Genomic DNA, 12,804 nt, shown 5'->3' with positions numbered 1-12,804 from the left:
TGCTCAAAATAAGGAGAGATGCGGTGACTTTAAATGTCGGCTCAGATTTTAAACAGCGCTGGTTAACCGCGCCTCAGGCTGTGCGCCAGACATTTATGGATGATCTGCATCGAATTTGTGAGGTCTTGCAACCTGAAACGCAATTACACAACTGGATTGCAGAAGATCAGCGCGCTCAGCAACAATCACAGGAAAAAATTGAACAAGCCTATGCTGACCTGAAAGCACGTTTGATTGAAGAAGCACGGCAACGTCGCCAATTGGCACTCGAACTCAAATTAGAACAGCAACGTGCAGAACAAGCCGCTTATGCTGCACAGCTACAGCAAGATGAAGCGCAACGCTTTGCAGAACAAACTCAAGCACTTGAGTTGATGCGTCAAAGTCTGGATCAGGAAATTTCAAACTATACTGCACGTTATGAGCAAAATCCTGAATTACCTGCAGTGACTTTTAATCAAGCCGCAACTGCGGTAAGTGATGATCAAATTGTTTCTGAACTTGAAAGTGTACGTTTGCGTTTAGAGCTAGAAGCCGAAACTCAAATTGAGCAGGCGGTAACGATCTTTCGTGCGCGACTACATGCTGCAGCCCAAGAAGAAATTGACTATATCTTAAAAAATTCAAATTTTTCTAAAGAATAATTTTACTTTTTATCCCCAATTAGCCCAAAGTCTTAAACCCAATGTCATCAAAATGAAATAATTTTGTCACATGATAATCATCCAGAAAAAGTTGAATTCTCAACTTTTATCTCCTTTAAATGACTTTTGTAATCATGGGTTTCAAATGGATATCTTGACGAAAATTTCAGGCAAAATCGACCATCTTAATGCGGGCGAACAGTGGAGTATTCGTGCTCAGGATTTATGGATCAGTCGTGCAGATTTCCAATCATTAAGCATGTACTTGTCTAAAGAAGCGGAAAAGGGTGAGTTTTCAATTCAAAGTAACGATACTTTTAGCCCGCGCTTGGGTGGCACAGAATTAATTGTCACCAAACACTAAAACTGAACAATATCAAAAGTCCACACGGTGGGCTTTTTTTGTGGCCATCAATCCACTTTTTTAGTTATCGCGGTGGATTTAGAAGAAGAAAATAGAAAAAATGAGGAATTTAAATCCAATCACCCAACCAAGACAAAATATTACCCAAGCCATAACCTATTGCCATTAAAGAAAAAATCCATACGGCAGCACCCACCACATTATAAAAACTAAAGGTCACCAAAGGCATGTGCCCTGACCCTGCAGCAAATGGTGCAAATGAACGAACAAACGGTATAAAACGCGCCATTAAAATAGTTTTGCCACCATGTTTCATAAAATAATGGTTGGTTTTGACAATATATTCAGGTTTGAAATAACGTGAATGTTGATGAAAATACTTCACCCCTAGAATTCGTCCAGTGTAATAGTTGACGCTATATCCCAAGACCGCAGCGACAAAAAGTAAAATCCCCATATAGTGCAAATGCACCACATCGGTGGTGGAACACAAGGCACCAATTGCGATCAGCAAACTATCGCCTGGTAAAAAGAACATGAACACAGAACCTGTTTCTGCAAAAATAATCAGAAACAAAATGGCATAGATCCACAGACCATAATTATCGAGTAATAATGGCAGCCAGTGTTCCAAATTCATTAAAAAATCAATCATCTACATTAAACCAAAGGGGTGTTTATGATGAAAAAAACATCTTTATCTTTTTAATTATCCCTAAAAACAAAAAAACAGTCTAATTTTTCAATCAGACTGTTTAAATTTCATTCGGCTCTGTGCTTATTTTAAAAAGCCATTTTCAGCCAAGAATTCCATGCTAATTTTAGATTGCTGCGTAGTTTCTGCAGCTTTATCACCCAAGAGCAAACGCTCAATATAACGCGCCAAGACATCCACTTCTAAATTGACCTTGCTGCCAACTTTCCATGTGCCAATATTGGTACGCTCTGCCGTGTGTGGAATTAAATTCAGACTGATAACACTGCCGCGTAAATGGTTAATGGTCAGGCTGATGCCATCGACGGTCACCGAACCTTTTTCTGCCAAATATTTGGCAATTTCTGCAGGTGCAGTCACTTCATAGTAAATTGAACGTGCATCTTCACGTACCAGCGTAATTTCACCGACTGCATCAACATGGCCACTTACGATATGTCCACCAAAACGTGTGGTCGGCAACATGGCTTTTTCGACATTGACAGGCTGACCCACTTTCCATGTGCCTAAAGTGGTACGGTTCAAACTTTCACGGGACACATCTGCGGCATACCAATTGTCGCCCCACTCGATCACAGTCAGGCAAATACCATTGGTGGCAATTGAATCCCCCAAATGCACATCTGACATATCTAAATCTGTCTGAATACGCAAACGTACATCACCGCCCACACTTTGCAGGCTTTCTACTTTACCTAAACTTTCAATAATGCCTGTAAACATAATCTTTTCTCTCATTCACTGAGGATTTGTGGATTTACCACAACGCCAATTGGGTACTCACACCTGAGGTATCTACACCACCCAATTCTGCAAAATGGTAAAGTTGCCCTAACAACTGGCGAATAGGTGGGCCTGACTTGGCATGCGTATCGGTAATCACAATAAATTCCAGCACGCGCGCACGCTCGGACTGACGCTGTTTACTCACGCGATAACGCGGAACATCTTGCGTCAATAACGTCACTCGACCGCGTTTTAAATTGGCTTGCAACAAGTCTGTGGCACTAATATTACCATCGGTAGAATAACTGGTCAGAATAAAACGTGCATTAATGGTGTCCAATAAGGTTTCATACGCCTCTTTGGCGTACTTAGATGAGTTGTATGGACTTGGACGTTCTTTGCGCCATGCACGGTCAATACCACTTTTAAAGCCTTTGGTGTCTGGGGTTGGTAAATCGACCTGATCCCACAAGGTTAAGGCATTTAAGACATGATAGTTACTGCTATAAGCATGTTGATTATACGGTGGGTCTAAATAAGCCACATCCACCTCAAAACCACTCATTTGATTGGCAAGATGCTGTGCATCGACACACCACATTTCTGCAGCAGGTTTATTTGGTTCACCAATGTCACAAAAACGACTTGGCGTGAGCCACAATAATGATTCTATTCGTTCGAGTGCAGTTTGAGTTTTGCCACCCCAGCCGTGGTGGAAGCTTTTAAACACCCCACTGGTATTACTGACAAAACTGGCAGAGTACAACAACGGCGCCAACAATGCCGACATCTCAACATCATCAATGGCACCCTGCGCTTGCCACGTAGCAATTTGCTGACGAATCGCATCTATGCGCATACCGTTACGACGTTTAAAGAATAAACGGTCACGACTTGGGTCATAAATTTCGTCATTGCGCGGACACAAATTATGCGTCACCCAGCCTTTGACTTCAGGCAAACGGTTCAAATAATCAATGGCTTTTTGATAGCCGCCTAATTCTTTAAACGCAGGTGCTTCAGTGCAGGCCAAAATCGCATGGTTTAAGGCATGGCTGTACGGTTCCCAGTCATTGGCAATCACCCGATAACCATTTTGACGCGCCAAACGTGATACCACTCCTGAACCTGCAAAAAAATCGGCAAAAATTGGTGCACGACCATTTTTAGGATGTAGCGTTCCTGTCTGTTCAAGTGCTTCTAAAATCAGATGCAGTAAACGGCGTTTATTGCCCAAATAAGGCACTAACTGATGGAATAAGTATTCATCAGTGGTGCGTGCCGCATGACGACGTTTGTGATAAACCGTTGACTCTGAACTCATAGTGTCTCTTGAGAAGGAATTAACCTAAGGCGCACGTCATCACCCAATTGAGTGACATCGCAAAGTTTAAATCGAAGTTGCTCTGCCATCTGTTCAAATTCTGCATTAAACATGGCACGAGCCGAGCGCCCTAACAATGTAGGTGCCACATAGCTGATCACTTCATCGACCCAACCTTCCTGTAAGAAAGCAGTCGATAAGGTTGCTCCCGCTTCAACCAATACATCATAAATTTGATGTTGCTGTACCAATTGGGCAAGTAAGGTGGCTAAAGGTTGCGGTTCCAATTGTAACACGCCCAAAGCAGCCAACTCTGCACGATATGGTCCTATCACCATCACCGTTTCAGGCTGCTGCAAAATTTGTGCGCTCAAAGGCAAACGACCTTGGCGATCTAAAATAATCCGTTTAGGTTGTACTACGCTGTGGATGTCATCTACACCCTCTAAATGGCGTACATTAAGCAGACAGTCATCGGCCAGTACCGTGTCGATCCCCGTTAATACTGCAGCAGAAATTGCCCGCCAATGCTGCACATCGGCACGTGCAGCCGTGCCTGTGATCCATTTGGATTCACCCGAAGCCATTGCCGTACGACCATCCAAACTAGAAGCAATTTTTAAACGCACATAAGGCATGCCTGTAGCCATGGCTTTTAAAAAGCCTGCATTTAACTGCGCTGCTTCAGCTTCTGCCACGCCCACGCTAACCTGAATACCTGCATCCTGTAAAATCTGAACGCCTTTACCTGCCACCAATGGATTCGGGTCTGGACAAGCCACAACCACTTTAGCCACGCCTGCATCGACCAAGGCTTTGGCACATGGTGGTGTGCGCCCATAGTGTGCACAAGGTTCCAAAGTCACATAAGCAGTTGCACCCTGCGCTTGTTCAGCGGCCTGACGCAAAGCAAAGACTTCGGCATGTGGCTGTCCTGCACGAGGATGGAAACCTTCGCCCAATAATTGGGCATCTTTAACAATAACGCAGCCCACGTTCGGATTTGGCTTAGTGCTGTATTGCCCCAAACGTGCCAGTTCAATGGCACGACGCATCCAAAAAAGATCATCGGGTTGCGCGTCAGTATTGAGTTCAATCATGGATGGTTGCTGTGGAATAGATGATGGCATTGCGCTTTATTGCTCACGCGACTGCATTTGTTCAATTTGGCGACGGAATGCTTCGACATCCTGAAAGTCTTGATACACCGAGGCAAAACGTACATAAGCAACATGATCCAATGCAAATAAAGCCTGCATAACAACCTCACCAATGGTACGTGATTTCACATCACGCTCTCCCAAACGGCGAATTTGTAATTGGATGTCGCTGAGTACCGTTTCAATTTGCTCTTGGGTCACGGGACGTTTTTGCAAAGCATGCATTAACGAACGACGTAACTTGGCTTCATCGAAAGGCTCACTTTTACCATCGGATTTAATCACCCGTGGCATAACCACTTCATAACTTTCAAAGGTGGTAAAGCGTTCACCACAGCCAATACACTCACGACGTCGGCGAATTTGGCAGCCTTCTGCCGCCAAACGTGAGTCAATCACTTTACTGTCTGCAGTGTTGCAAAATGGACAATGCATAGCGGTTTAATTGCACAAATTTGAATGAAAATGCAGTGTAGCAAAAATTCCAAACTTTGTAGAGTTTTACGCAACATATAGAAAAAAAACAGCCCCGAAGGGCTGTTTTACACAATATATTGATTATGTACTGTCTAGATTATTCTACACGTTCACCATGTTGGCTTAAGTCGAGTCCCATACGCTCATCTTCTGCAGCCACACGAATACCAATGGTTAGATCAATTACTTTTAAGATGATGAAAGTCAGTACAGCAGAGTAAGCAATGGTCGCTAACACACCTTCAACTTGCACCCAAAGTTGGCTCATCAAGTTGCTTGGTGCAGCATCGCCCATAATAAACTCGCTGGCAAAGAAGGCTGTTAAAATTGCACCAACAATACCACCTACACCATGTAGTCCAAAGGCATCTAGAGAGTCATCAGCTTTCAGGGCGCGTTTTAAGGCAGTAATACCCCAGAAACATACCACACCACCAATTAAACCCATCGCTAATGCACCACCAACAGTCACAAAACCTGCTGCTGGAGTAATCACCACCAAACCTGCTACAGCACCCGATGCAGCACCTAATACAGAACCTTTACCACGTACCAGTTTTTCTGCTACAAGCCATGCAATTGCTGCGGCTGCGGCTGCCACTTGAGTCACAACTAAGGCATAACCCGCTGCACCATTGGCACCTAAAGCAGAACCACCGTTGAAACCAAACCAGCCCACCCAGAGTAAACTTGCACCCAGTACAGTCAAAGTCAGGTTGTGCGGAGCCATAGATTCACGGCCCAAGCCCATACGTTTGCCCAACATGTATGCAGCAACTAAACCTGCAACACCCGAGTTAATATGAACAACAGTACCACCAGCAAAGTCGAGAGCACCATCATTGCCTAACCAACCACCACCCCATACCCAGTGGGTAATTGGTGCGTAGACCACGACCACCCAAATCGCGATAAAGGCAACAAAGGCACCAAACTTCATTCGTTCTGCAATTGAACCACTGATAATTGCCACAGTAATGATGGCAAAGGTCATTTGAAATATCACAAATAGAATTTCAGGAATACTGCCACTGAGCGCATCGGTACCAATGCCTGCCAGCATGACTTTGTCTAGACCACCAATAAAGGCATTACCTTCACCAAAAGCCAAACTATAGCCCACTGCCACCCAGGCAATACTGACCACGGCTGCTGCTACAAAGCTATAAGCCATCGTGTTTAAAACGTTTTTCTTACGCACCATACCGCCATAAAACAGTGCCAAACCTGGAATGGTCATGAGCAGTACCAAAGCGGTAGAAACTAAAATCCAAGCGGTATCGCCTGTATCTAATACAGCTTCAGGTTCAGCAGCTTCGGGCGTGCTGACTTCTGCTACAGCTGCAACTTCTGTTGCATTTGTTGTTTCGATAGGAGATGTTTCGGCAGTTTCAAGCACTGCAACATCTGAAGTTGGTGCGGTGGCTGTTACGGCTTCTTCAGCCCAAGCAACAGAACCACCAAGAAGTGCGCCTGATAGACTCAGCGCGAGTAGCATTTTTTTCATTTGTGTCCCCCGACCTTTGTTTTTGTGAGTTATTAGGTACTCAGCAAACTTCGTGCCATCTTTTAAACAGCATCTGCACCCGTTTCACCTGTACGAATACGGATGACTTGTTCGAGGTTAGTAACAAAGATTTTGCCATCACCAATCTTGCCTGTACTAGCAACACGAGTGATTGACTCAATCACCGAATCCACCATTTCATCGCTAATTGCGATTTCAATTTTAACTTTAGGCAAAAAGTCAACGACGTATTCAGCGCCACGATAAAGTTCGGTATGACCTTTTTGGCGACCGAAGCCTTTGACTTCTGTTACGGTGATCCCTTGAACACCAATTTCAGATAATGCTTCACGCACATCATCTAATTTAAAGGGTTTTACAATTGCAGTTACGAGCTTCATGTGTGTTTTCCTTCGGCTTAATTCACCAGTAAGGTTTTATGTTCAAATTCCATGCCAAAGTTCTAAGGTCGGGGGAAATTAGAAACCGTGACATGAGTTTTCTTTATACCTTATTTTATACATTTATATGGTTGTGATCTTCAAAAAATAGACATATTTACTAGAAGATTTACGATTTTACTCATCGAATAAATCCATATTTCGTCTGAAATGCTATAGTCTATTCAAGACCAGTGCTACACTGCCTCCATTTTCTCCATCTTTGTGGAAACAACAATGATTGAAACTTTATTACAAGCCATTTTGGAACAAGTTGAACAACCTAAAAAAGATTTAGAACATAATTTACGTGCTTTGCTCAATGAAGCGGTCACCAAAATGGATTTGGTCTCGCAAGATGAGCTAGACCGCCAACGTACTGCGCTCAATAATGCCAACTTACGTTTAAATGAATTGTTAAAACAGGTTGAAGCACTGGAACAGAAAATTCAACTCAAAAAATAAGCACCAATTGAGTGCATAAAAACAAAAAACAAACATTATAAAAATAACGCACCAAAACGGATCATCATAAAAATGTCTTTTGCCAAAGTGTATACGCGGGGGCTGCTCGGCTTGCACGCCCCTGCAATTGAAGTTGAAGTCCATCTGAGTCAAGGTTTACCTTCTTTAACCATTGTCGGTCTAGCCGAAGCTGCCGTGCGTGAAAGTAAAGATCGGGTACGCTCTGCCATTATTAATAGTGGTTTTCAATTTCCGACCAAACGTCTGACCATTAATTTAGCACCTGCCGACTTGCCCAAAGATGGTTCTCGCCTTGACCTTGCCATTGCTTTGGGCATTTTGATTGCGTCAGGTCAACTACCCGAACACAGTAGCGATGGTTTAGAATTTATTGGTGAACTGGCTTTAGATGGTCAATTACGTCCGACTACAGGCACGCTGAGTATTGCGATTGCCTGCCAACAGGCTCAGCACTGTTTGGTTTTACCCGAACAAAATGCACAAGAAGCCGCACAATTACCAGACTTTGAAGTTTTTGCTGCTAATCACTTAAAACAAGTCTGCGAGCATTTGGCACAACATCAGCCACTTCATAAAGTCACGACAGCAAACCAGCCTTTGCCCTCGGCATCGGCTTTTGATCTGGCAGATGTAAAAGGGCAATTACGCCCAAGACGTGCTTTGGAAATTGCAGCAGCAGGCGGACATTCCTTGTTGTTTAAAGGCCCGCCAGGCACAGGTAAAACCTTGTTAGCTTCTCGCCTTGCCAGTATTTTACCGCCCTTAGATTTACAAGAAAATTTACAAGTTGCGAGTATCTACTCAGTCGCCAACACACCGCATACTTTTGGACAACGCCCTTTCCGTGCGCCGCATCATACCGCTTCTGCTGTGGCATTGGTCGGTGGAGGCTCATATCCAAAACCTGGCGAAATCACGCTGGCGCACTTAGGCGTGCTTTTTTTAGATGAATTACCTGAGTTTGATAAGAAAGTATTAGAAGTATTGCGGCAACCGTTGGAGTCTAAAGAAATTGTGATTTCTCGGGCATCGCGACAAATTACCTTTCCTGCGAACTTTCAATTGGTGGCTGCAATGAACCCCTGCCCCTGTGGTTATGCTTTTAATCAGGACGTGCGCTGTCAATGCTCTACAGAAAGTATTAAACGCTATCAAAATCGTATTTCAGGGCCATTGTTAGACCGCATCGATTTACATATTGATGTTCCACCTCTGCAAGCACATGAATTACAGGATACCCGACCAGTGGAAAATTCTGAAACCGTGCGAAGCCGTGTCATTCAAGCATATACACGACAATTGCAACGCCAAGAGTGTTTAAACATGGCGCTCAGTCCCAAACAATTAGAGCAATTTGCACATTTAGATGATACTGCGCAAAATATTTTAGCCATTGCGCAGCAGCGTTTGAACTTATCGGCACGTGCGTATCATCGGGTGTTACGAGTGGCACGCACCATTGCAGATTTAGCCCAAAGTGAACAGATTCAAAGTCCACATTTGAGTGAAGCACTGTCTTATCGTGCCCATGAAGCCTGATTGAAAGTCTAATTAAGAGTTCGATTAAGAATCTGATTAAAAGTCTAAGAGATGAAAATAGCCCATTGCCATGCCTGTACAATGGGCGAGTTGTTTTTATTGTTTTAAGTTTCACTCCTAACTGGAGCTTTTATTTATCGTCGTAGCCGTATCTTTAGAAGGCTTTAGTTAAAGTAAATACAGCTCCTGTTTCAACGCCACGCTTTGCCGCATGCGAAAAACCATCGGTATCAATATCAGTTCCTACAGCAGCCAATTCAGCAGATAAACCTTCAACTGAAGCAAAGTTATAGCTTACACCGACTTTCCAATCTACATAGCTGTCTTTTCCACCGCCAAAATCAAAGTCATCTGCTTGGGTGTAACCTAATCCAGCAACCCCAGAAAAGCCGGTACTTCCAATGGGTGCGGTATAAGTGGCATTGAAATACCAAGCATCGGTGTCACCACCTAAGAAATCATTACTGTAGTTAATGGCTGTTAATAAGCTGGCATCTTTAAATCCTACATCGCTAAAGCCTAATTTGGCATAGGCTTCTAGCCAGTTTAAATCGCTTTCACTTGGGTAAAGGTAATACCATAGACCCACGTCTAATAATGGCTTGCTGGCAAAACTGTCTAAAGTAGTGGCATAACCCAAATAAGGGTCAAGTTCTAAATGCGCTGTGCCACCAAAATCGACATTGGAACCCCACACACCAGCATAAAGGCCTGAATCATGGCTCAACGCAAAACCCGCTTGCACCGCAGGATCACTCATTGTTTGTGTCATGCCACGAAAACGATAATCACTGGTCATTGCCACAGTACCACTAAAAGACAATGCTGAAGTTGATTCTGATGCCATGCTTAGACCAGATGCTGCCATCATCGCTGCTGCAAAAAGTGTTTTAAATCCCATGTTCATGATTTTCCCCCTGCATCTGATGAGATGCTTGTGTCTATTGTTGTTTAACTCACATGGAGGATTGCAAACCGTGTGCCAACATTCAAAAAAACAAGATTTTCCATACTCAGAATAGGCTCACAACCACATCTAAATGATTGTTATTTATATTTATTTTTAAATTAATAAATTTCTTATTTTCATCGCTATGGCCTACAACTCACTTTTGTTCATTCTTTTTACATAGATGTATAAGTCATATTTACCGTGTAAATACAGAATACATTGCAACATTTTTGATGTACCTGACTTAGAACTCAAATTTAAACTGCCTAAAAAAGTGCAATAACATTTATTCGCACATCTTTGCATATACTAAAAACTGGGACAAAGTCATTACTCATATGCTTACAGCCCCTTTCCCATTAAGGGCGAACAGCATGTTTGGCCTAGAAAAATATTGTTTGAATACGAATAATTTTTTTGCACCAAGAACATGCATATCATTCAAATTGTTAAACCGAATAGCCAATGTGAGATTTCAGCAGCATTGTGACAGGCCGATGCAATATCTTCTGAAGTTATTACACTTAAAAATTTAGCAAAAAGAGAAATGCTTACTGGGTCAAATTCATCAAAAACAGCACAAATAAAACACCGTATTTCACATGAAACACCTCATAGCTAAAAACTATTAGTTACCCCATCAACACCATTCTATTTTTTATACTTTTAGTTCAAATAAAAACCAAAATATACAACCTTATCTATTCTTAAATTTAAAACCGCACTTTTGAAGAAATACTTAACAAGATGAAATAAACATAAAATTTTAGGTTTTTACTTACTTATTTCGCCATAAACTATTAACTTAAACTGCTGAAATATTAAACAAAGATGATTTTATGGCTAAAATTTACAAAAAACTTAAAGTATTGCTCCCAAGTCATCCATTCTAGCTGTTCAGCTCATTTAAAATTATGTTTATGTTTTTACTAAAAATTAAAATAATTATTAAACTTTTAAAAATTCAATATTTTTAATGACCCTACAGTTTATCGAAAAAATGCTTAACTTTAGTGTCATAAGCACCTTAAAAATGATATTTTCGCGCCTAAATAGCGATACAATTCGGCTACGTTTCAACTACACATTTACTGCATGAGGCTCTCTCCCAATGCTGAAATCTAAAAAATTAACACTTGCGTTATTGATCAACGCAGCGCTTATTTCAACTGCATTTGCTAGCGAACAAAGTGAATCTAAAGGCTTTGTAGAAGACGCAAACGGTTCGGTTTTATTCCGTACAGGTTATTTAACTCGTGACTATAAAGATGTAGCCCCTGATACAGATACCAGTTCATTTGCACAAACAGCAATTATCAATCTAGATTCTGGCTTTACTAAAGGTATTGTTGGTTTTGGTGCAGGTATCATTGGTGATGCTTCATTCAAACTAGGTGAAAACAAAAATACTGGCAACCAAATGATTCCAGTCCACAACGATGGTTCTGCTTATGACCACTGGGCACGTGGTGGTGCTTATGTAAAAGCACGCGTATCAAATACAACAGCTAAATATGGTACGCAAGTATCTGAAATACCAGTAATTGCAAGCAATACAGCACGCTTAACACCTGAATACTACACTGGTCTTTATATTGAAAGTAACGAAATTAAAGACTTGACGTTAATTGGTGGTAAATTTACTAAAAACCAATGGTCAAATGACATCAGCTCAGACCAACAAGGTTTGGATAGTGCTATTTTCTGGGGTGCAAAATACAAATTTAACGACCAAGTTAATGCCTCTTATTATGGGGTAGATGTTAAAGATAAATTAGAACGCCACTATGCCAATGCAAATTACAACTTTGCTGTACCTAACGATGCAAATGTAACCTTAGATGCTGTGGCTTATAACACACAGTGGGAAGCTGGTGCAGCCACAGGTTCACATACTACAGATAACCTTGCAGACCGTGAAAACACTATTTGGGGAGTTTCGGCAACCTATAATAAAGATGCTCACAATGTAATGCTGGCTTATCAAGATAATGCTGGCAATACAGGTTACGACTATGCATACAATGCAGATGGTCTACAAAGTATTTATGTACCAAATTCATACTTATCTGATTTCAACGGCAATGATGAAAAATCAGTTGGCTTGCAATATAACTACAACTTTAAAAACCACGGTTTACCTGGCTTGAACTGGACAAGTGCATTTGTTTACGGTTGGGATATTGATGTTGCGGATCGCAACAATCGAACTGAAATTATTGATCAAGCTGAAGAACATGAATTTTTCAACCAAGTGAAATACACCGTTCAATCTGGTGCATTTAAAGATGCGAGCTTACGCTTACGCTACTCTTACTTGCGTTCAAGTAGTAGCTACAATAACCAAAAAGTGAATAACAGCGAAGGTATTGGCTCAACTAATGAATGGCGTATCTGGTTAGATATTCCTGTGAAATTATTCTAATTTCTCGGAATAGCCAACCCAATAAAAAACCTGCACATATTCTGT

The 12,804-nt window shown here is 41.9% G+C and carries 13 protein-coding genes; 5 read left to right on the top strand and 8 right to left on the bottom strand.

Going from position 1 to position 12,804, the window contains the following annotated elements; translation table 11 throughout:
- The first annotated feature begins 23 nt into the window (after positions 1–23).
- Entirely contained in the window at positions 24–644 is a 621-nt protein-coding gene (locus FTU70_RS08890) for a hypothetical protein (RefSeq protein ID WP_004975677.1), read from the top strand.
- Between the two features lie 145 nt (positions 645–789).
- Positions 790–1,008 carry a hypothetical protein gene (locus FTU70_RS08885; RefSeq protein WP_096901968.1) on the top strand — a complete coding sequence of 73 codons (219 nt, stop codon included), beginning with the start codon at positions 790–792 and terminating at the stop codon, positions 1,006–1,008.
- 109 nt (positions 1,009–1,117) lie between these two features.
- On the opposite strand, the gene FTU70_RS08880 is transcribed toward FTU70_RS08885, so the two are convergent.
- From FTU70_RS08880 to glnK, 7 genes are all read right to left on the bottom strand, one after another.
- Positions 1,118–1,663 carry a VTT domain-containing protein gene (locus FTU70_RS08880; RefSeq protein ID WP_180060476.1) on the bottom strand — a complete coding sequence of 182 codons (546 nt, stop codon included), beginning with the start codon at positions 1,661–1,663 and terminating at the stop codon, positions 1,118–1,120.
- Between the two features lie 123 nt (positions 1,664–1,786).
- Complete coding sequence (locus tag FTU70_RS08875) at positions 1,787–2,446, bottom strand: riboflavin synthase (RefSeq protein ID WP_104852910.1); 660 nt, start codon at positions 2,444–2,446, stop codon at positions 1,787–1,789.
- 34 nt (positions 2,447–2,480) lie between these two features.
- The gene (locus FTU70_RS08870) at positions 2,481–3,773 is read right to left on the bottom strand and encodes a DNA adenine methylase (RefSeq protein ID WP_004975669.1); all 1,293 of its coding nucleotides are present in this window, start codon (positions 3,771–3,773) and stop codon (positions 2,481–2,483) included.
- Positions 3,770–4,873 carry a bifunctional diaminohydroxyphosphoribosylaminopyrimidine deaminase/5-amino-6-(5-phosphoribosylamino)uracil reductase RibD gene (gene ribD, locus FTU70_RS08865; protein ID WP_180060487.1) on the bottom strand — a complete coding sequence of 368 codons (1,104 nt, stop codon included), beginning with the start codon at positions 4,871–4,873 and terminating at the stop codon, positions 3,770–3,772. Before ribD ends, FTU70_RS08870 begins: the two co-directional genes overlap by 4 nt.
- Before the next feature lie 36 nt (positions 4,874–4,909).
- Complete coding sequence (nrdR, locus tag FTU70_RS08860) at positions 4,910–5,368, bottom strand: transcriptional regulator NrdR (protein ID WP_096902237.1); 459 nt, start codon at positions 5,366–5,368, stop codon at positions 4,910–4,912.
- Between the two features lie 139 nt (positions 5,369–5,507).
- A complete protein-coding gene (locus FTU70_RS08855) occupies positions 5,508–6,917 on the bottom strand; it encodes an ammonium transporter (protein WP_167845702.1) in 1,410 nt (469 codons plus the stop codon).
- A 62-nt stretch (positions 6,918–6,979) separates the two neighbouring features.
- Positions 6,980–7,318: a P-II family nitrogen regulator gene (gene glnK / locus FTU70_RS08850; RefSeq protein WP_004650081.1), complete on the bottom strand. Its 339-nt coding sequence runs from the start codon at positions 7,316–7,318 to the stop codon at positions 6,980–6,982.
- Positions 7,319–7,594: 276 nt separating this feature from the next.
- Here glnK and FTU70_RS08845 point away from each other — a divergent pair, with 276 nt between their 5' ends.
- On the top strand, positions 7,595–7,822 hold the full coding sequence (locus FTU70_RS08845; RefSeq protein ID WP_096902239.1) for an accessory factor UbiK family protein: 228 nt from the start codon (positions 7,595–7,597) through the stop codon (positions 7,820–7,822).
- A 72-nt stretch (positions 7,823–7,894) separates the two neighbouring features.
- A complete protein-coding gene (locus FTU70_RS08840) occupies positions 7,895–9,382 on the top strand; it encodes a YifB family Mg chelatase-like AAA ATPase (RefSeq protein WP_180060475.1) in 1,488 nt (495 codons plus the stop codon).
- 154 nt (positions 9,383–9,536) lie between these two features.
- On the opposite strand, the gene FTU70_RS08835 is transcribed toward FTU70_RS08840, so the two are convergent.
- Positions 9,537–10,292: a TorF family putative porin gene (locus tag FTU70_RS08835; protein WP_373685337.1), complete on the bottom strand. Its 756-nt coding sequence runs from the start codon at positions 10,290–10,292 to the stop codon at positions 9,537–9,539.
- A 1,153-nt stretch (positions 10,293–11,445) separates the two neighbouring features.
- Between FTU70_RS08835 and FTU70_RS08830 the strand changes: the two genes are divergently transcribed.
- Complete coding sequence (locus FTU70_RS08830; protein WP_180060473.1) at positions 11,446–12,759, top strand: OprD family outer membrane porin; 1,314 nt, start codon at positions 11,446–11,448, stop codon at positions 12,757–12,759.
- Positions 12,760–12,804: the final 45 nt, after the last annotated feature.

Source organism: Acinetobacter sp. YH12135 (assembly GCF_013418565.1).
Taxonomy (GTDB): Bacteria; Pseudomonadota; Gammaproteobacteria; order Pseudomonadales; family Moraxellaceae; genus Acinetobacter; species Acinetobacter towneri.
The sequence above is the reverse complement of the archived record's forward strand: the minus strand, read 5'-3'. Positions and strand labels throughout refer to the sequence as shown.

Excerpts from the sequence above, each read along its gene's own strand:
- FTU70_RS08885 (WP_096901968.1), top strand. The coding sequence starts at position 790 with ATGGATATCTTGACGAAAATTTCAGGCAAAATCGACCATCTTAATGCG.
- FTU70_RS08880 (WP_180060476.1), bottom strand. The coding sequence starts at position 1,663 with ATGATTGATTTTTTAATGAATTTGGAACACTGGCTGCCATTATTACTC.
- FTU70_RS08875 (WP_104852910.1), bottom strand. The coding sequence starts at position 2,446 with ATGTTTACAGGCATTATTGAAAGTTTAGGTAAAGTAGAAAGCCTGCAA.
- FTU70_RS08870 (WP_004975669.1), bottom strand. The coding sequence starts at position 3,773 with ATGAGTTCAGAGTCAACGGTTTATCACAAACGTCGTCATGCGGCACGC.
- ribD (WP_180060487.1), bottom strand. The coding sequence starts at position 4,873 with ATGATTGAACTCAATACTGACGCGCAACCCGATGATCTTTTTTGGATG.
- nrdR (WP_096902237.1), bottom strand. The coding sequence starts at position 5,368 with ATGCATTGTCCATTTTGCAACACTGCAGACAGTAAAGTGATTGACTCA.
- FTU70_RS08855 (WP_167845702.1), bottom strand. The coding sequence starts at position 6,917 with ATGAAAAAAATGCTACTCGCGCTGAGTCTATCAGGCGCACTTCTTGGT.
- glnK (WP_004650081.1), bottom strand. The coding sequence starts at position 7,318 with ATGAAGCTCGTAACTGCAATTGTAAAACCCTTTAAATTAGATGATGTG.
- FTU70_RS08845 (WP_096902239.1), top strand. The coding sequence starts at position 7,595 with ATGATTGAAACTTTATTACAAGCCATTTTGGAACAAGTTGAACAACCT.
- FTU70_RS08840 (WP_180060475.1), top strand. The coding sequence starts at position 7,895 with ATGTCTTTTGCCAAAGTGTATACGCGGGGGCTGCTCGGCTTGCACGCC.
- FTU70_RS08830 (WP_180060473.1), top strand. The coding sequence starts at position 11,446 with ATGCTGAAATCTAAAAAATTAACACTTGCGTTATTGATCAACGCAGCG.